Annotated in this window: 14 protein-coding genes; 7 read left to right on the top strand and 7 right to left on the bottom strand. The window is 61.2% G+C overall.

Features of this window, described 5'->3' with window-relative positions; genetic code table 11:
- Window positions 1-133: 133 nt before the first annotated feature.
- The 4 genes from NKI31_RS19990 to pdxR form a co-directional block, all read right to left on the bottom strand.
- The gene (locus NKI31_RS19990) at window positions 134-2,530 is read right to left on the bottom strand and encodes a transketolase (protein WP_352652396.1); all 2,397 of its coding nucleotides are present in this window, start codon (window positions 2,528-2,530) and stop codon (window positions 134-136) included.
- Between the two features lie 51 nt (window positions 2,531-2,581).
- The gene (locus tag NKI31_RS19985) at window positions 2,582-3,532 is read right to left on the bottom strand and encodes a PDR/VanB family oxidoreductase (protein WP_023822548.1); all 951 of its coding nucleotides are present in this window, start codon (window positions 3,530-3,532) and stop codon (window positions 2,582-2,584) included.
- A gap of 6 nt (window positions 3,533-3,538) precedes the next feature.
- The gene (locus NKI31_RS19980) at window positions 3,539-4,030 is read right to left on the bottom strand and encodes an MOSC domain-containing protein (protein ID WP_031198755.1); all 492 of its coding nucleotides are present in this window, start codon (window positions 4,028-4,030) and stop codon (window positions 3,539-3,541) included.
- 159 nt (window positions 4,031-4,189) lie between these two features.
- Entirely contained in the window at window positions 4,190-5,695 is a 1,506-nt protein-coding gene (gene pdxR, locus NKI31_RS19975) for a MocR-like pyridoxine biosynthesis transcription factor PdxR (protein ID WP_023697829.1), read from the bottom strand.
- A 74-nt stretch (window positions 5,696-5,769) separates the two neighbouring features.
- Between pdxR and NKI31_RS19970 the strand changes: the two genes are divergently transcribed.
- Together NKI31_RS19970 and NKI31_RS19965 are read left to right on the top strand one after the other, a co-directional pair.
- The gene (locus NKI31_RS19970) at window positions 5,770-7,002 is read left to right on the top strand and encodes a trans-sulfuration enzyme family protein (RefSeq protein ID WP_023806678.1); all 1,233 of its coding nucleotides are present in this window, start codon (window positions 5,770-5,772) and stop codon (window positions 7,000-7,002) included.
- Between the two features lie 52 nt (window positions 7,003-7,054).
- On the top strand, window positions 7,055-7,957 hold the full coding sequence (locus NKI31_RS19965; protein ID WP_352499328.1) for a dihydrodipicolinate synthase family protein: 903 nt from the start codon (window positions 7,055-7,057) through the stop codon (window positions 7,955-7,957).
- Between the two features lie 527 nt (window positions 7,958-8,484).
- Here NKI31_RS19965 and NKI31_RS19960 read toward each other — a convergent pair.
- Window positions 8,485-8,727 (bottom strand): ATP-dependent DNA ligase, encoded by a 243-nt coding sequence (locus NKI31_RS19960; RefSeq protein ID WP_352652395.1) that lies wholly within the window; start codon window positions 8,725-8,727, stop codon window positions 8,485-8,487.
- 392 nt (window positions 8,728-9,119) lie between these two features.
- Between NKI31_RS19960 and NKI31_RS19955 the strand changes: the two genes are divergently transcribed.
- From NKI31_RS19955 to NKI31_RS19940, 4 genes are all read left to right on the top strand, one after another.
- Window positions 9,120-9,578, top strand: a complete 459-nt coding sequence (locus NKI31_RS19955) for a (2Fe-2S)-binding protein (protein ID WP_023689394.1) — start codon at window positions 9,120-9,122, stop codon at window positions 9,576-9,578.
- 3 nt (window positions 9,579-9,581) lie between these two features.
- Window positions 9,582-11,792, top strand: coding sequence for a xanthine dehydrogenase family protein molybdopterin-binding subunit (locus NKI31_RS19950; RefSeq protein WP_352499326.1), 2,211 nt, complete (start codon window positions 9,582-9,584; stop codon window positions 11,790-11,792).
- A gap of 1,139 nt (window positions 11,793-12,931) precedes the next feature.
- On the top strand, window positions 12,932-14,995 hold the full coding sequence (locus NKI31_RS19945; RefSeq protein ID WP_352652414.1) for a carbamoyltransferase family protein: 2,064 nt from the start codon (window positions 12,932-12,934) through the stop codon (window positions 14,993-14,995).
- A 238-nt stretch (window positions 14,996-15,233) separates the two neighbouring features.
- Window positions 15,234-15,587 (top strand): hypothetical protein, encoded by a 354-nt coding sequence (locus NKI31_RS19940; protein ID WP_023806673.1) that lies wholly within the window; start codon window positions 15,234-15,236, stop codon window positions 15,585-15,587.
- A 51-nt stretch (window positions 15,588-15,638) separates the two neighbouring features.
- Here the strand turns inward: NKI31_RS19940 and NKI31_RS19935 are convergent, their stop codons facing one another.
- The gene (locus NKI31_RS19935) at window positions 15,639-16,277 is read right to left on the bottom strand and encodes an FMN-binding negative transcriptional regulator (protein WP_352652394.1); all 639 of its coding nucleotides are present in this window, start codon (window positions 16,275-16,277) and stop codon (window positions 15,639-15,641) included.
- 49 nt (window positions 16,278-16,326) lie between these two features.
- Complete coding sequence (locus NKI31_RS19930; RefSeq protein ID WP_352499324.1) at window positions 16,327-17,127, bottom strand: helix-turn-helix domain-containing protein; 801 nt, start codon at window positions 17,125-17,127, stop codon at window positions 16,327-16,329.
- On the opposite strand from NKI31_RS19930, the gene NKI31_RS19925 reads away from it, so the two are divergent.
- On the top strand, window positions 17,126-18,205 hold the full coding sequence (locus tag NKI31_RS19925; RefSeq protein WP_352499323.1) for a trans-sulfuration enzyme family protein: 1,080 nt from the start codon (window positions 17,126-17,128) through the stop codon (window positions 18,203-18,205). The genes NKI31_RS19930 and NKI31_RS19925 overlap by 2 nt on opposite strands.
- Window positions 18,206-18,447: the final 242 nt, after the last annotated feature.

Here is an 18,447-nt window from a genome sequence, read left to right as displayed (position 1 = left end):
TGGGGGTCGCACAAGCTACTCAAGCGCGATCAGAACGTCCACAGTGTCCCGGCCCTGTCCGCTTTGAAGCGAACCGGAACGCCCGTGGAAACAGCCGATCCGTACCAGCCACGGAGCATCCGTTAGCTCATGGTCAAGGCAGCGCCTTCCGGAAGCGAACAGCCGGTCCCGCACTGACCGCCTGCGCCGCATGTACGATGGCGTTGGTGTCCAGGCCGTGGTGACGGTATAGGTCCGCAATAGTCCCCGTCTGGCCGAACTGCTCGACCCCGAGCGCCTTCACGCGATGCCCGTTAACCCCACCGAGCCACGCGAGCGTCGCCGGGTGGCCGTCGATCACGGTGACGATGCCGCAGTCACGCGATAGCGGCGCGAGCAGCCGCTCGATATGACTCAGGGCGCCAATCGCGCCACGCTGCCGGGCACGTTCCGCCGCCTGCCAGCCCGCATTAAGCCGGTCCGCGGAGGTGATCGCGAGCAGCCCGACATCGCGCCTGTCCTCCGCCAGAAGACCCGTCGCGGCAATCGCCTCCGGCGCGACGACGCCTTGATAAGCAATGACGACACTCGCGTTGGGCCCAGGCGGACGCAGCCAATAGCCGCCATTGACGATGTCCCGCGCGAGCGCCGGGTTCATGTCGCGCAGCGGCTGCTCGAGCGGCCGGGTTGACAGGCGAAGATAGACCGATCCTCCGGTCTGATCACGCAGCCACGTCGTCTCATCCGGATCCCCCTCGCCATTACGTTGCATGTAATCGAAGGCAAAGCGCATGATCACGGACAGTTCGTCGACGAAGGCCGGTTCGAAGGCGCAAAGCCCATCCTGCGCCATGCCGATCAATGGGGTGCCGATCGACTGGTGTGCCCCGCCCTCGGGCGCCAGCGTCACGCCCGAGGGCGTTGCGACCAGCATGAAGCGCGCATCCTGATAGCAGGCGTAGTTTAGCTGGTCGGCCGATCGGTAGATGAAGGGATCATAGACTGTCCCGATCGGCAGCAGGCGCACGCCATTGATCGAGTGCGAGAGACCGAGTGCCCCGAGCATGATCATCAGGTTCGACTCGGCGATCCCGAGCTCGAGGTGCTGCCCCTTCGGCCCAAATTCCCAGGTAAAGGTCGACGGAATGCGTTCGGCCTTGAAGGTGTCCGCCATGGTCTCCCGGGCGAAAAGGCCGCGCCGGTTGACCCAGCCACCGAGATTGGTCGAGACCGTCACATCGGGCGAGGTGGTGACAATGCGGTCGGCAAGCAGACTGCGCTCGCGTGCGATGTCGTTCAGGATCTGGCCGAAGCCCATCTGAGTCGAGAGCGGCTTGCCGGGCTGCCCCGGTGACGGAAGGGTTTCAGGCACCGGCACCGACGGCGCAGACAGCCTCCTACGCCCCTCACTGAAGAACGGCGCCTTTGCGAAGAAGGCGTCAAGTTCCGCTTCCGGCAAGGTGGCGGCCGCCCATTTGTCCCACTCCTCACCCCGCTTTACGCCCATTTGCAGGCGGTAGTCTTCCATCTGCGTGGGCGTCATCTGCCCCGCGTGGTTGTCCTTGTGTCCGGCAAGCGGCAGACCGTAGCCCTTGATGGTGTAACAGATGAAGCAGACGGGACGGTCATGCCTGGACGCCGCCTCGAAGGCTTCGAGGAGGCTCGGCATGTCATGCCCGCCAAGGTTCGTCATCAACGCCTGCAACTCGTCGTCGGAGCGGCGTTCGATCAGAGTGGTGACCGGCCCTTGGTCTCCGATCTCGTCGAGCAGCCGCTTGCGCCAGGCAGCACCCCCTTGGAAGGTCAGCGCCGAATAGAGCTGGTTCGGACAGCGCTCTATCCACTCGAGCAGCTTCTCGCCCCCCGGCTCGGCAAAGGCAGCCTCTTGCAGAGCGCCGTGGCGCAGGACCATCACGTCCCAGCCGAAGTTGCGAAAAATCTGCTCGAAACGCTGCCAGAGGCCCTCCCGGATCACGGCGTCGAGCGACTGGCGATTGTAGTCGACCACCCACCAGCAGTTCCTGAGCCCGTGCTTCCAGCCTTCGATCAGGGCCTCGTAGATGTTGCCCTCATCCATCTCGGCGTCGCCGATCAGGCTGACCATTCGGCCCTCGGCACGCTCCTTCATCCAGCCGTGACCCGAGACGTAGTCCTGCACCAGCGACGAGAACAGCGTCTGAGCAACGCCGAGACCCACCGACCCGGTCGAGAAGTCGACATCGTCGACATCCTTCGTCCGCGAAGGGTAGCTCTGCGCGCCCTTGTAGCCGCGGAAGTTCATGAGCTTTTCGTGGGTCTGGTTGCCCGCCAGATACTGAAGTGCATGGAAGATCGGCGCCGCATGGGGTTTGACCGCCACCCGATCCTGCGGGCGCAGGACCGAACAGTAGAGCGCGGTCATGATGGTACTCAGCGACGCGGACGAGGCCTGATGCCCCCCGACCTTGATCTCATCGCCCTCGCGGACGTGGTTGGCGTGGTGGATCGTCCAGGCTGCGAGCCAGGAGACGCAGCGCTCGATCTCGTTCAGATATTCCAGTTTCCTCGTCATTCAGTTTCCCGCAAATCAGCTGCCGGTCTCACAGGACCCCCGCCCAAATGGTCAAAGATCGAGTTTCAACACACCTGTCGCGCGCGACACACAGGGGATGAAGCGGTGGCCGCGTGCCTCCTTGGACAGGACGGCATCCCGATGGATCGGCTGTCCCCCCAGCATTGCGCATTCGCAGGTCCCGCACACCCCGTTCTCACACGAGGCCATCAACGGCACACCGGCCGCACGCAAGGCGGCCAGTGCCGTGGTCTCAGCCGAAACCTCAACCACCCTGCCCTCAGCCAGTTCTATGACGAACGGTTCCGGTGGCGCGCCATCAAACTCGGGAGGCTGGAAAGTTTCGAAATGAACAGTACCCTCGGGCCAGTGTTGAGCCGCGCGCCCCACAACCGCCATGAAGCCAGGCGGTCCGCAGTAGTATGTCTGCGCGTCGTCCGAACGGTTCGCCAGCAGCGCGGCGATGTTCTGCCGGGTCTGAGGCTCGTCGTCGAAATGGATCCGCACATTGCCGCCAGGAAGATCGCTCCCGATCGCCGCCAAGAGTGGCGTGAGCGCCCGGCTGCGGGTGAAATAGTGCAACTCGAAGGGCTTGGCCTGCCGGGTGAGCGCGCGCGCCATGGCCAGAATCGGGGTGATCCCGATTCCCCCTGCCAGCAGCAAATTCGGCCCCTCGCCTGGCTTGAGCGCAAAATGGTTGCGTGGCGCGGAGACAGGCAGTGTGGAGCCGACGGCAATGGTTTCGTGGATCCACGCCGAGCCGCCACGGCCGTCATTCTCGCGCTTCACCGCGATGGTGTAGCGGCCAAGCTCGGTCGGGTCGCCGCAAAGTGAATACTGACGCACCTTCCCTTCAGGCAGATGGACGTCGACGTGAGAACCCGCTTCGAACGCCGGCAGCACAGGTTTGCGTGGGTGTTTCAGGTCGATGACCAGCACGTCGCCCGGCTCCTTGCGGGCGGCGGTCACGGTCAGCTTCATGATGATGCGCGGCGAGGCCATGGCGTTTCACTCGTCGATGGGCAAGATCAGATCACCGGGGCGGATCACGCCCCCGACCTCGATTGTGCAGTTCAGGCCGGAGCGGTTCAGAAGCCCCTCGTAGAGACCCGGAAGCCCGAGCAACTCCTCGATATACTTGCACGGCACATTCATCCGGGCGGCCCTGAGAATCGTTTCCCCGACCCGGAAGCGTTTGCCGACAAGATGGCTAAGCGGAACGCCTCGTGTCGTCAGATTGCGCCGGTGATCTTCGGGTGCGAGTTTGGCCTTGAAGCCCGGAATTCTGGGTTCGCCCTGCGCGATGGCGTCCAAGACTTCAGCTTCGATCAGCGTCACTTCGCGAACGTCAGGACGCGCGGAATAGGTCCCCGTCTCCAGGTAGTAGCGGTCTCCGACAACGCCTTGGCCGGCAATAAGCTGCGCCTGCGCCAGCTCCTCCATTTCATAGGAGGCGGCAGGCGCGATATGGACGTGAAGCAGCTTTCCTCGCCAGGTCATCATCGCTCTCGGAAATTCGTCTCGTGGAAACCTGCTGCAAAACTGGCCTGATCAACAGCGCCAGTTGCATGGCATTTTCCCGGTCCAGTTGGCTGTTTGGAAAGAAATACGGGGGGCCCTCGGACCGTTTTCAGCGCCAGCTTTCGGCGTCGCCCCGGCTCAGTTGTTCCGCGCCGGCATCGCGTCTTGCACCTGCTTGACAACCTCTCGCAGGACCTCAACGCCCTTCCCGATCTGCCGAATGCTCAAGGCGGCATAGCCCATGACAAGTCCGACGCGATCGGTGCGGCCTTCGTCCGATGGCCGTTCGTAGAGCGGCGAGATCAGGTGTAGCCCCAGGCCAGCGTCGCGGGCGGATTCGACCAAGGCCGTTTCCCGCGATCGTGGCAGGTCATTGAACCAAACGGCGACGTGCAGTCCCGCATCTGCTCCCTGGACAGTGATGCGATCCCCGAAGCTGTGCTGCAAGGCACCCAACAACGTTTCCCGACGCTCGCCGTTCAGCCTGCGCACACGGCGCACATGGCTTTCGTAGCCGCCGCTCTCGATCAACGATGCCAGCGCTTCCTGTTCAGCGACCGGCGAATGCCGGTCTGCGAATTGTTTGGCGGTTGCGAAGACCTCCTGCAATTCGGGCGGGACGACGAGGTAGCCGATGCGCAGCATCGGCGAGAGCGTTTTGGAGATCGTGCCGAGGTAGATGACAGCCCCGTGGTCCTCGAGACTGTGCAGCGGAGGGACCGGATTGATGTCGTAGCGATATTCGCTGTCGTAGTCGTCCTCGATCACATAGGCGTTGTTGTGCCGCGCCCATTTCAGAAGCTGATGGCGGCGCGCGATCGGCATGACGCCGCCCAGCGGAAACTGATGCGATGGCGTCACATAAGCCAGTCGTGCTCCGATCCCCGCCAGCAACTCGGTCCTCATCCCGTCTTCGTCGACGATGACCGGGATGGGTGAGGCACCCGTACTGGCAAAGACCTGACGCGCCATCCTGTAGCACGGATCCTCGATGACGAAACGGTCGGCGGGATCGAGAAGCAGGCGCGCGCACAGATCAAGGCCCTGCTGCGAACCGTTCACAACTATGATCTGGTCGAGGTCGCAGCTCAGGGTCCGGGCGCGCCAGAGATAGCCCTGAAGCGCCTGGCGAAGCCGGCGCGAGCCGCGAGGATCGTCATAGGCAAGACGCAGCGGGCGCTGCCCCATCGCCTCGTTCATCGCGCGTTTCCAGACCAATGAAGGGAAATCCGACGGCGCGAGGTCGCCATAGCGGAACTCGACCTTCAGCCCAGTCGGCAGATAATCTGGCCAGGGTGACGTCGCGCGCAGCCGCTCGCCATATGCGGACAGGTGGATTGGGCCGACCCGTTGCGCGTGAGTGCGCCCCGTCCCATGGCCCATCAACGAAGACGCAACGCGAGGTCGTGCGCCTTGACGGACTTCGATGAAACCCTCCGCAGCCAGTTGCTCATAGGCGACCGTCACCGTGGTTCGCGAAACGCCGAGGTCATTTGCCAGGGCCCGGGAGGATGGCAACTGACTGCCGGTTTCGTAGACGCCGCCGAGGATTTGCTCGCGAAGGGCTTCGTATATCTGGCGTGCACCCATCGCGTGCGAGCGCGCTGCAGACCCGGCACTTGAAGACTGGACCATCTCTTTCATCGCCAACTGGATATTTCACATTGGCCAGGTTGCCGTCAATCTTTCGGAACCCCAAGAGAGATCGCAGAGGCCGAATGACCAGCTCCCATCAATCCGAAACCGATGCTCCCACGGGGTCGCTCAACCGCACCAGCCCCGGATTTGCCACCCGGGCGATCCATCATGGCTACGATCCGGCCGGCTTTTCCAATGCCGTCCAGCCGCCAGTGTTCCTGACGTCAACCTATGGGTTCGAAAGCGTGGCAGCAAACGATGCCGCCGCCGCCCTTGGTGGAAGGCTCTATGCGCGCGAATACAATCCCACGACCGAGATCCTCGAGCAGCGGCTCGCGAATCTGGAAGGAGCCGAGGCGGGGCTGGTTGTTGCCTCGGGGATGGCGGCCTTCGGCACTCTGATCCTGTCGCTCCTGTCCCAGGGCGATGAACTCATCGTCCACAAGACGCTTTATGCGAACACGCTTGCCATGGTCGAACAGGCGGTCCCCCGCTTCGGCATCAAGGTCGTCGCGGTCGATCTGTCAAATCCCCACAATCTCGATGCTGCGATCACCGAGCGGACGCGGCTGGTTTTCTTCGAGACGCCGGTGAATCCGCTGAGCCGCATCCTCGACATAGCGGCAATTGCAGAGCGCGCTCACGCGCGCGGTGTAAGGGTTGCAGTCGACAGCACCTTCGCCTCGCCCGCGCTCCAGCGACCGCTTGAGCACGGGGCGGACATCGTGCTCCATTCGATGACCAAGTACATCAATGGTCATGGCGATGCCCTTGGCGGGGCGCTTCTCGGCGACGCCCAAACGCTCCGTACGCTGCATGAAACGGGCCTGCGCTACATCACCGGCGCAGCGCTCTCGCCCCTGTCAGCTTTCCTAATCCTGCGCGGTCTCAAGACGCTGACGCTGCGTATGGAACGGCACAGCGCCACAGCCCTTGCGGTGGCTCGGGCGCTGGAAGCGCACCCGGCGGTGGCATTTGTGAGTTATCCGTTCCTCGACTCGCACCCTGATCAGGTGACGGCGCGAAAACAGATGTCCAACGGATCGGGCATGTTGGCCTTTGGCCTCCACGCTGGATACGAAGGAGCGCGCCGGATGATGGACCGGCTCAACCTGATCATTCGCGCCGTCAGCCTCGGCGATGCCGACAGCCTCATCTATCATCCAGCAAGCCTCACCCGTGCTCGGCAGCCGATCCGCAAGGATGCCCATTTGGCCGATGGAGTCGGCGAGGATCTCATGCGTCTCTCGGTGGGGCTTGAAGACGCTGATGACCTGATCGCCGATCTGCGGCGGGCTTTGGACGTCTTGTAATGACCTGGCGTGCGGCCATCTCTGCGCTCACACATAGATCTGGAGCCTTGCCATGGCATTCCTGAGCGGTCTTTCCGCGTTCCCCATCACCCCGACCAATCGTGACGGCCGCGTCGATAGCGTTGCCTTGCGCAGGCTGATTGCTCGGCTTGGCATTGCTCAGGTCGATTCCATCGGTCTTCTCGGCAGCACCGGCACATACATCTATCTGTCGCGCGAGCAACGGCGGCGGGCGCTCTCCGAGACCTTGGACCAAACGGCGGGGCAAATGCCGGTCGTGGTGGGTGTGGGCGCGCTGCGCACCGATGAAGCCGTGGGGCTCGCGCAAGACGCCAAGGCCCTTGGAGCAGCTGCGGGTTTGCTTGCCGCCGCCTCCTACACCCCGCTTACTGATGACGAGGTGTTCGATCATTTCTCCACTGTGGCGCGCGAAAGTGGCCTGCCGATCGTCGTCTACGACAATCCAGGAACGACGCATTTCCATTTCAGTCCACCCCTTGTCAGCCGCCTGGCAAAGGTGGCTGGGATTGTCGCCATCAAGAATCCGACAGACAAAAGCGATGCGATCAAGAACCACCTGACCGCCCAGAGGCGCACACTGCCGGAAGGGTTCTCGATTGGCTACAGCGGCGACTGGAACGCCGCCGAGGCCATGATCGCCGGCGCCGACACATGGTACAGCGTCCTCGCGGGCATCCTGCCCGAGGTCTGCATGACGATCGTCACAGCGGCGCAACAGGGCGATGCGGCCGAAGCGCGACGGATCAATGCCGCGCTGGTCCCGATCTGGAGCGTCTTCAAGGAGTTCTCGAGCCTTCGCGTCGTCTATGCACTCGCTGAATTGCTCGACATTTGCAGTGCCGAACCCCCGCGTCCCATCCTGCCTCTGCCCCCAGCAGCGAAGCGCCAGATCGCCGCCGCGTTGAAAGGTTTGCCATCGGATGCCAGCCGGTGAACAGCAAACCCCGTTCGGCAAGTGAAAGGTATTTACCCGCTCATTTCGAGAACTGATCGAAAACAACGCACTCGGCGTGCTGATAGCCATGGCTGGAGCGGTCTCGACGCCAATCACACCCCCTTCGAACTCGACAATCGACTGCGGAGGTACAGACTGCGCAGGGCACTCCGCCCATGCCGCACCGTTCGCCTTCAAACTAGGAATCGGTGGTTTATCCATTGGAATGGCATCGAGCCGGCGCTTTACTTCCGGCCCGGTGCGCGCATTGAAGCCGGTGCCAATGCCGCCGGCGAACACCAGATTTCCGTCCTCGACATTCGCCAGAGCACGCTTCCCGACCGCCGTAACTGTTGCCGGGTTCGCAGCCGATGACGATGAACTCATCACTCAGCACGCATTTTGTCTCACCCATTCTTGGCGCCGGCCGGATCGATATGGACTGACACGCAGCTTGGAGACGATGCCCTCGAGGCCGAACTGGGAGACTTGCGCGAGAATGTCGCTGCCGCCGCTGATCTCGTCGCTCAGAACGATGCCGTTTCGCGGCGTCTCAGCAGGTTAACTAGCGCTTTGCGCCGATCGACGAGTGGCCGATCGCGAAGACCCTCGCCGTCGATCTTGAGCAGGTCGAAGCCGGCAAGCATGGTCCTGACGTCTCCCGCCGCGGCCAAGAGCCCTCTGAAGACTTGGAATGCGCGACAAGCCTTCTGGTCAACGACGAACGCCTCACCGTCTATTATCTCGTCCGAGGCGCCGAGCTCGGCCACCGCCCGGGACGATAGCCGGAAACCTGAGGGTCCAGTCGTGGAGGTTGCGGGTCGAGGTAGGCCCCCGTCGATAGTAGTCCCATTTCATTTCGTGTAGCCAATCAGGGCCCTGCCGGACGCGGCCGACCAGCGGTCGATGTTCGCGACGACCCGAATGTCCAGTCTCGTGTAACCCAGCCTAAAGCGGCCTGTCCGCCCAAAAAATGACATTCAGTTGCCTCCAGCCTTTCGACACGACCCACTTCACGATCTCGTAACTCGCCAACCTAGCGGCTTGTTGCTTGAGCTGCGCGTTCCTACGGTGTGGTCGCTAGGCCTCAGCAACAAGAGCTCGGTTGCCAGGCGGGCGGAGGCTCAACGAGATAGCCAGCTCAGGACAAGGAGAGCAAGCAATGGTCGCTTTTACCCTCAATGGCGAGGCGCGAACACTCGACGTCGATCCAGAGATGCCGCTGCTCTGGGCGGTCCGTGACGTCATCGGACTCACGGGAACGAAATTCGGTTGCGGGCTTGCCCAGTGCGGCGCTTGCACGGTTCACGTTAACGGCATGCCGACGCGCTCGTGCCAGACCGCAGTCGGCGACATCGAAGGAGCCTCGATCACCACCATTGAGGGTGTGTCGGGCAAGATAGGCGAAACGGTCCAGGCCGTGTGGGCCGAGTTCGACGTACCTCAATGCGGCTATTGCCAGTCTGGCCAGATCATGTCGGCCGTGGCCCTCCTTACAGAAACGCCTAAGCCGACGGACGATGATATTGATTCGGCGATGAGCGGCAACCTCTGCCGGTGCGCCACCTATCATCGCATCCGCGCGGCCATCCACGAGACCGCCAACCGGCTGGAGACTTGAGGCATGTCGCAGTTTCTCTCGAAGCATACTGCCGTGCGGCCCACGCGCCGCTGGTTCCTCGTCGGCGCGGGCGTTACCACCGGCGGCCTCGCAGTGGGCTACCGGCCAGTGCTGGCCGCGCCCGACATCGCACAAACGACCCCTGCAAAGGTTCCGGCGAACCCCTTCCAGACCTATGTCGAGATCACAAAGGAGAACCGAATCATCATCCACTCCTCGCAGTTCGAGATGGGACAAGGCTCCTATTTCGGCATCGCCACCCTGGTTATGGAAGAGCTCGACGGCGACTGGGCGCAGGTGGACGTGGTCGGCGGATATGGCAATACCGCGTTCTACGGCAATCTCGCCTGGGGCGGGGCCGCACAGGCAACTGGTGGCTCCACGTCGATGGGCTCGTCGTGGGAACGCTACCGCAAGGCGGGTGCTGCCGCACGGGCCTTGCTGGTGGCGGCCGCGGCGCAGCGGTGGGACGTGCCAGCCGGCGAGATCAAAGTCGCTTCCGGGGTCGTGTCGCACGCCTCAGGGATGCAGGCGCGCTACGGTGACCTGGCTGAAGCCGCAGCGGGAATGCCGGTTCCCGACGACGTGCCGCTAAAGCCGCGCGACAAGTGGGCCCAGATCGGATCGGACAGCCTCAAGCGCTACGATTCCGCCGGCAAGACCAACGGCGCGCAGACCTACACGATCGACCTCATGATGGAGGGACTCCAGACGGCCGTTATGATCCATCCGCCGAAGTTCGGCGCCGAGATCGAGAGCTTCGACGCAACCAAGGCCAAGGCACTCGACGGCATTGTCGATGTCGTCCAGACGCCGCGAGGCCTTGCCGTGGTTGGCAGGGACACCTGGACGGCGCTGAAGGGCCGCGACGTCGTGGAGGTGACCTGGAACGAGGAGAAGGCCGAAGAGCGCGGCACGGCCGAGATCATGGCCGAATACAACAAGGCAGCAGACGATCTGGGCGCGGCCACCGCGCGCGACGACGGTAACACTCCCGCAGCGTTCGCCAGTGCTGAGAAAATCATCGAGGGGCACTACGAATTCCCCTATCTTGTCCATGCTTCGATCGAGCCACTCAACGCGGCCGCCCGAATCAACGAAGACGGCACCATCGATGTCTGGGGCGGACACCAGATGCCCGACCTTTATCAGGCGGCTGCCGCTCAGGTAGGCGGCACCACGCCGGACAAGGTGAGGCTGCACGTGATGAAGACCGGCGGCAGTTTCGGCCGCCGCGCGGTCTTGGATGCAGATGTCATTATCGAAGCTGTTTCCACAGCGCGTGCACTGGGACGCGGCAAGCCAGTGAAGGTGCAGTGGACCCGCGAGAATGACATGCGGGGTGGGCGGTACCGGCCGGCCTATGTGCACGCAGTCAAGGCGGGGCTCGACAAGAAAGGCAATGTCGTCGCTCTCCATGACCACATCGTGGGTCAATCGGTCTTGGGCGGTTCGACCTCTGCGGCGATGATCAAGAACGGCATCGATCCAACCTCCGTAGAGGGCGCCACCAACCTGCCCTATGCGATCCCGAACCTGAAGGTCGAGCTGACCACCACGGACGTGAACATCCCGGTGCTGTGGTGGCGTTCGGTAGGCTCCACCCACACCGCTTACGCGGTGGAAACCCTGATCGATGAGCTCGCCGCCGCTGCGAACCGTGATCCGGTCGACTTCCGCTTGTCAATGCTCGGTCACCATCCACGGCATGCCGCCGTGCTTAAAGTGGCTGCTGAGAAGGCAGGCTGGGACAAGCCTCTGCCGGAAGGCCGTTTCCGCGGCGTGGCCCTGCATGAAAGCCTCTCGACCTATGTCGCCGATGTGGTGGAGATCACCCTCAACGATGAAAATGGTTTCAAGGTCGACCGCGTCGTCTGCGCGGTAGATTGCGGCACCGCGATAAATCCTGACCAGATTCGCGCTCAGATGGAGGGCGGTATCGGATTCGGGCTAGGTGCGATCCTCCAGGAGGAGCTGACCCTGAAGGGCGGTGTCGTAGACCAAGAGAACTACGATACCTATACACCGCTCAGGATCGAGCAGATGCCGCGAGTCGAGGTGCACATTTTGCCGTCCGAGGAGCCGCCCACGGGAGTTGGTGAGCCAGGTGTGCCGCCGATCGGCCCGGCCGTCGCCAATGCGCTACGGGCGGCGACGGGCAAGACTATCCGCAAGCTGCCGATTATAAAGAACATGTCAGGAATGACACCATGAAACAGCCGCGATGAAGATCGCGCCGTTTTCGAACGCCTCCTGACAGGCGCTCATTTCCATGGGTCAAATTCCGGCGGCTGCCCGCTCCAATATCCGGTTTGGAGACGGCACCCCGTGTTCTGAACGACCACAGACGGGCCTTGGCGCCGGTTCCACTGAAGAACCGCTTTCGAGACGCAAATGCGTCCACTCCATGAAGAGCACAACCGTATAGCACCAGGAAGGCTAGCTACCTCCATCGCTTCGGAGACCCAGGAACCCCCAGAAAACCGAACCTCCAGAGCTCAGAGGCGCTCGTGATCACAATCGCGCTGGTGCGTGGATCATTGTTCAAGGGTTTGTCAATAGGCAGGCGAGATGGCCGATCGACATGATCTTCGCCCGATGCCCTACAAACACAATGCCAGCCGCTGTCACGGAGTCGCGAAGACGAAGGCAATGAGGGTCGACGCCGATACTCATCGTTTGGTTGACAGAGCGCTTGGAATGCCATGCGCTTCACATCGGAGTAGCCATCCGGGAAGCCTGAAGCGCTTTGAAAACGCATGTGCTGCGGCTGTTATTCATAGCGTGGATGACTTTGATCAAAACAATCGATTTCATCACTCTTCCGGAATCGTGCATGGACAAAAAAGAGCCTCACGCACCAATCACACGCTGCTCTAACGCGTGACGAAAGCTGCCTTAGGTATAATCCAAAGGAGAAAATCTTCGATGCGCCCTGACGTGCAGTGGAGGTCGTGCCGAGAAAGTGAGTTGCAACTGGCCGACAATGTCGGGCGGTGCGACCATGGTCGCTTCGGAGAATGAAATCGGGCCAGTTCACGGGGGCGGTACTGTTATTCGTCGACGGCCGCCCTTCCCAAGAACAGGCGGCATCGCAAGTTGGTTCTGCCGATGAAAACGACATCGCCGGATACATGTCAGCAGCCGCTCAGGATTGGATGATCCAGCCAAGCTCTCGGCGTGATGGCACTGTAGGCGTCACAGTCGAAGCATCTCATTGATCGTTTATGAGGCTTTCTTCGATGCCGCTGATGCCTGACGGGCGGTCGCAGCTGCAGGCGACAACACGCCTATTTAATTGGAAACAGTCGAGGTAAGCCAATTTGGCTTCCCGTTACTATTTGGAGAAAGAAATGCTGTGCCTAGGAATCAGCGGCGGACTTGACCAAGTCCATGAAAACCGATTCGAGCGTCCGAACGCCTTTATGCACGATGGCGCCGCGGTGCTCGTCCGAGACGGAAAGGTGATAGCCGCCGTAGAAGAGGAACGCCTCAATCGAATCAAGCACTCGAACAAGCTGCCAAGTGGTTCGATTCAATACTGTCTCTCGACGGCCGGGGTTCAGCTCAGCGACATTGATCGTGTCGCGGTCTACGCCAGCGAGCCCTATGCCAACGCCATGCTTGAAGGTATGTCCGCTTCCCAACCGGACATTCTCTCCACTCCGTTGGATGCTAAAATGTTGGTGCAGAACCTGTTAGCGCGTGAGTTCGGCACTAAGTTGGACAGTTCGCGTATTTCATTCGTAGGTCATCATCAGGCGCACGCCGTGAGCGCCTTTGCAATGTCGGGCTTCGAACAAAGTCTCATTCTAGCGATTGATGGCTGTGGTGATTTCCTGTCGGGCCTTGTGGCGGTAGGGTCTGGCACAGAAATTACGCAAATCGAGGCTTTCCCGGAGGACAATTCTCTTGGGCTGTTTTATCTCGAGACGATCCGCTGTCTCGGCTACGGCATGTTCGACGAGTATAAGGTAATGGGACTCGCGCCCTATGGCGACCCCGCTCCCTATCGCGAGCTCTTCGAGCAGTTGTACGAGCTCTCCGCCAACGGTGGCTACCGTGTTCACCTCGACCGCATCGGTCCGGCGTTGCTCCGCAACATCGAGATCAGGCGAAAGGGAATGCCTTTCACCCAGCAGCATCGAGATGTGAGTGCGTCACTGCAGGAAGCGCTTGAGCGGATCGTGTTCCACATTCTCCGGCACCACCGTGAGGCCACCGGCATGAAGCGGTTGTGTCTGGCGGGAGGGGTAGCCCACAACTGCACGATGAACGGCAAGCTGCTGTATTCAGGGCTTTTCGAAGACATCTTCGTGCAACCCGCGTCTCACGACGCTGGCTGCGCATTGGGAGCTGCGCTGATAGTCTCTAACGAGATGGGCCGCCCCGCGCCGCGTGAGCGACTGCAGGAGGTCTATTGGGGTCCTGATCTCGGGAGCGACCGCGCCGTGGAACAGGAACTGAATGCATGGTCCGGACATCTCGAGGTTGAACGCTCTTATGACCTAGCGAGCAGTGCAGCCCACTGGATCACCAACGGCGCCGTGATCGGCTGGGTGCAGGGTCGTTCGGAGTTTGGGCCACGTGCGCTGGGCAACCGCAGCATTCTTGCCGACCCTCGGCCCGCTGCAAACAAGGACCGGATCAATGCCATGGTCAAGAAGCGCGAAGGCTATAGGCCTTTCGCACCATCTGTGCTGGAAGAGGATGCGAGCGAATTTTTCGACCTCCCGGACGGTAAGCACGAATTTCCATTCATGAATTTCGTCGTTCGCGTGCGTGACTCAAAGCGCGCCTTGTTGGGTGCCATTACGCACGTCGACGGTACGGCTCGGCTGCAAACAGTATCGCGCGATGCCAACCCAGCTTACTGGGAGGTCATCAATGCCTTCAAGAAGCGGACAGGCACTCCAATTCTGCTCAATACGTCCTTTAACAACAATGCTGAACCGATCGTGGATACGGTTGCAGACGCGATTGCCACATTTTTGACGACAGAGCTGGATGGACTTGTGGTCGGGCCCTTCCTGGTAAAAAAACGGGCTGCAACGCTGCAGGATTGGACTGCGCTTGCGATTTCATTGCCTCCCTCAGTCTCCCTCCATCAAACCCGTGCTTACACAGCGCGAGATCATCAGGAGACTGTCTGCGAGATTATTCCGAACCACTCCAGCATTGACAGTGTGCGAATTTCAAACGACTTGTTTAATCTACTGATGCGGATCGAGGGCGAAGCCGTGTTGCGAGATCACCTCAATATGATTGAGCCGGATCAGGCCAGGCATGCAGCTCTAATGGAGGGCCTGCGAAGACTGTGGGAGCAGCGCCTGGTTCGGTTGCATCCCTCACAAGCTGGTCGGATGGATCATGGGTCCGATCAAACGCTGGACCAGCCCAATAAGCAATCAGCCTGATAGAGATGCACCTCAAGCTCGGCCAATCAAGGGTGTTTGTCGACCCCGCCTGCGAGCTCCCGCTGTGATTACGGGGTCGTCGCCTACGCGGCGGCGCCCACCAACATCTCCATCAGTCGCTTCGGCGACAAAGCCAATCATCTCCCGTAAGAGCAAGTGCTTTCGGGCAAGGTCTGCAGGTTCAAGGAGTTCGTTGAAGGCGCCGCCAGCTGGAGCTGCGTCGAGCGCATCATCGCGCATGGTCGAGCTCGGCGCCCAAGGGAAATCGCCCAATTCGACACGCGTGCGTTTGCGCTCATTCAAAACCGCTGCGCGGGTGGTCGAGGTGAAATCGGAAGTCCGTCTGTGCCAGCCGACGACGTTCCCGCAGCGCATCCTGCACATCGCCCTCGATCGCATTCCTCAACTCGCGACATACGACGGGGCGCAGGCGCCGGAAACGAACCCGCCCACCGCAACCTGCAAACTCCCGCCTGTCCTCACGACGGAGCAATCCTGTCGCCTGACCAGGCGCGTGGAAAAGCATCACAAGGGTGACCACAGCGTCGCTTCAGGCCGTCAAACGCTATTGCCGTGCGTCAAGGCGGACTAGGTGACCCGTCGGGAAGCCGGCACCAGCGGCTTTGTCGGGACAAGACACATGCTATTGGGATTTGACCGCCGCAGCCGCGAGCATCGCTTCTCCCATCGCAATGGCCCCTTGGGCACGCAGCATTTCGCCAGGGTTCTGAATGTCGCGCAACTCTTTGTTCTGGCTGAGTTTTGATTTTCCAACCAGGCCGGTGATCTCGATCTCCAAGGCGACGATTGCCCTGACCATCGTGTCGATGAAGTCCTTCGGCGCGTCGCCCATCTTCCATGGGACCGGCTGCGAGGCTTCTTGCATGTGAGTGAGCTTCGCCACGTTGCGGCGCACATACCGCTCATCATCCCGGACAGTGATGCGTCCGTGGGCATGGACGACGAGATAGTTCCAGGTCGGCACCTGCTTTTGGAATTCATGCTTGCTCGGATACCAGTTCGGCGAGATGTAAGCGTCGGCCTCACGGAAGATTACGAGAACCTCATCGCCATTGGCGACTTCCTCCCAGACTGGGTTCTTGCGAGCGACATGGCAATTGAGAACGCCCTTGTCTCCCTTCGAGCGGTCAAGCTCGAAAGGGAGGTGGTTCGCGTCCAGCGTGCCTTTGCTTTGGGTGACGAGGATACCCAGCGGGTGTCTCTCGATAAGGTCAAACAGGGCGTTCTGATCAGGGACGGCAAAATGAGGCGGAACGTACAACGGTTTATCTCCTGTCGCGAATGTGCGGTTGTTAGTAATCGGCGGGGCCTTACGGAACGTGCCCCTGAATCTTCGCTGCCGTCGACGAGTGCCCCGGATTTCGGTGTCCACCACGCTCAAGCACCGCCATCGTGAAGTGGGCGGGCACATCAGATGCCGCCGCATATGAGTGAGGTTGGTCAGTGACAAGCCGCGCACTCTCGCCTTCGCTTAAAATTTCCACGTGGGTACCTACCACAACGCTCAGGGCACCCTGACTGACCGAGATCAGCTCGCGCGTATCCGGACTATGAGCGTCCGCGGAAAACACATCGCCCGGCATCATGACCCAGCTCCACAGTTCGAACATCGTGCGTCCCGAGGTCGACGAATGCAGTTGCGCAGAGCTTCCCTTGGCGCTCGTCCAAAGCCTCCTGGTCTCTGTCCGCTCGATGGGAAGGCGCACCGTGGAAAGGTGCTCGTTCAACAAATCGGCCACCGAGAGCGAAAACGCCGCCGCCAGCCGACACAGTATGCCGATACTGGGGTTCGCCCTACCCTGCTCCAGCGCGACCACGGTTCCCTTCGATAGGCCACTTAGTTTAGCCAGGCGATCCAGGGTCAGGCTTTGGTCACGCCTCAAGTCTCGGATCCGGGCTGCTATCGCTTGCCCAAGCGCTTGCTCGGCATCAAACGCTTCCGTAACATTGGTCATTATATTGACTTGGGTCCTCGGCTCACGTATTGCGGTCAGTATAATGACCGGCACGAAATTGCAACTGCCCGTTAGGAAGGAATAACCGATGCGTTTTGAGACGAAGGCGATCCACTGCGGCCGAGGTGTCGACGCGTCCACGGGGGCCGTATCCATGCCGCTGCACACCAGCACGACGTTCGAACGAGGCGCCAACGGGTCATTTCCGTCCGGCTTCGAATACACAAGGGATGGAAATCCGACACGCAATGCGTTCGAGGCGGCCATGGCGACGCTTGAGGGAGGGGGAGACGGCATCGCCTTCGCTTCGGGCATGGCCGCAATCGCTGCAATTTTCGAGAGCCATCCGTCGGCGGGTCGGATCGTTCTGCCGGATGACATGTATTTCGGCATTCGTTCGCTGATCGAAGAGACCGACATTGGGTCTCGCTTCGACTTTGCCCCCGTCGACATGCGCGATTTGGACGCTTTGCGCGCCGCGGTGACATCGAAGCGGACTGGCCTCGTCTGGGTCGAGACGCCGTCAAACCCGATGATCCGCGTTGTCGACATTGCGGCCATCTGCGCAATCGCGCACGAGGCAGACGCCTTGGCGGTGGTGGACAATACGTGGGCCACCCCAGTGCTTCAACTGCCACTCGAAATCGGGGCAGACGCGGTGATGCACTCGGCGACAAAGTACATTGGCGGCCACTCGGATTTGATGGCCGGTGTCGTCATTGTCCCAAACGCGTCACCCCTCGGTCGCCCATTGCGGATGGTCCAGAAACACAAGGGCAGCGTCGCAGCGCCCTTCGACTGTTGGCTGGCGTTGCGGGGCCTGCAGACATTGCCGGTCCGCATGCGCGCCCATTGCGAAGGCGCCCAGAAAGTGGCCGAGGCCCTGGCGTCTCATCCGCGCGTCGAAAAAGTGCTCTTTCCTGGTTTGCAAACTGATCCGGGACACGATCTTGCTACGCGGCAAATGAGCCATTACGGAGCGATGCTATCCTTTATCGTCGAGGGCGGAGCCGATGCTGCAATGGCCGTGGCCGGCCGCCTGAAGATTGTTGTCCGGGCGACAAGCCTTGGCGGGACGCATTCTCTGATAGAGCATCGCGCATCCGTTGAAGGTGCGAAGTCCAAAGCGCCAGGCGGATTGCTGCGAATTTCTGTAGGGCTTGAACATCCTCAGGACATTATAGATGACCTGATGCAGGCCCTAGGCGAAACCTGCAAAGCGGGAGTCCAATGACGGGTGCAAGAACTCTGGCGCCGCTTTACGTGACGGCTGGCGCAGCCGACGATCGGCAGAACAATGTTCCTGCTGAGTAGAACGCACGTCCTCTGGTGAACCGCTACCGCCGTGTCGCATTGTCTCGGGCGTGGTGGTCGCCTGGGTGATGAACGTCTTCGGGTTTCCGGACGATGGCCACGCGCTCGACCGGATAGCGGAAATACCCAGATTTGCCGTTGACCTACTGCTGCTCGACCTCG

The organism is Mesorhizobium sp. M0659 (assembly GCF_040320605.1).
Classification (GTDB): Bacteria; Pseudomonadota; Alphaproteobacteria; order Rhizobiales; family Rhizobiaceae; genus Mesorhizobium.
The sequence above is the reverse complement of the archived record's forward strand: the minus strand, read 5'-3'. Positions and strand labels throughout refer to the sequence as shown.

Excerpts from the sequence above, each read along its gene's own strand:
- NKI31_RS19950 (WP_352499326.1), top strand. The coding sequence starts at position 9,582 with ATGTCGCAGTTTCTCTCGAAGCATACTGCCGTGCGGCCCACGCGCCGC.
- pdxR (WP_023697829.1), bottom strand. The coding sequence starts at position 5,695 with ATGAAAGAGATGGTCCAGTCTTCAAGTGCCGGGTCTGCAGCGCGCTCG.
- NKI31_RS19985 (WP_023822548.1), bottom strand. The coding sequence starts at position 3,532 with ATGGCCTCGCCGCGCATCATCATGAAGCTGACCGTGACCGCCGCCCGC.
- NKI31_RS19955 (WP_023689394.1), top strand. The coding sequence starts at position 9,120 with ATGGTCGCTTTTACCCTCAATGGCGAGGCGCGAACACTCGACGTCGAT.
- NKI31_RS19990 (WP_352652396.1), bottom strand. The coding sequence starts at position 2,530 with ATGACGAGGAAACTGGAATATCTGAACGAGATCGAGCGCTGCGTCTCC.
- NKI31_RS19970 (WP_023806678.1), top strand. The coding sequence starts at position 5,770 with ATGACCAGCTCCCATCAATCCGAAACCGATGCTCCCACGGGGTCGCTC.
- NKI31_RS19965 (WP_352499328.1), top strand. The coding sequence starts at position 7,055 with ATGGCATTCCTGAGCGGTCTTTCCGCGTTCCCCATCACCCCGACCAAT.
- NKI31_RS19940 (WP_023806673.1), top strand. The coding sequence starts at position 15,234 with ATGGTCGAGCTCGGCGCCCAAGGGAAATCGCCCAATTCGACACGCGTG.
- NKI31_RS19925 (WP_352499323.1), top strand. The coding sequence starts at position 17,126 with ATGCCGCTGCACACCAGCACGACGTTCGAACGAGGCGCCAACGGGTCA.
- NKI31_RS19945 (WP_352652414.1), top strand. The coding sequence starts at position 12,932 with ATGCTGTGCCTAGGAATCAGCGGCGGACTTGACCAAGTCCATGAAAAC.
- NKI31_RS19980 (WP_031198755.1), bottom strand. The coding sequence starts at position 4,030 with ATGACCTGGCGAGGAAAGCTGCTTCACGTCCATATCGCGCCTGCCGCC.
- NKI31_RS19930 (WP_352499324.1), bottom strand. The coding sequence starts at position 17,127 with ATGGATACGGCCCCCGTGGACGCGTCGACACCTCGGCCGCAGTGGATC.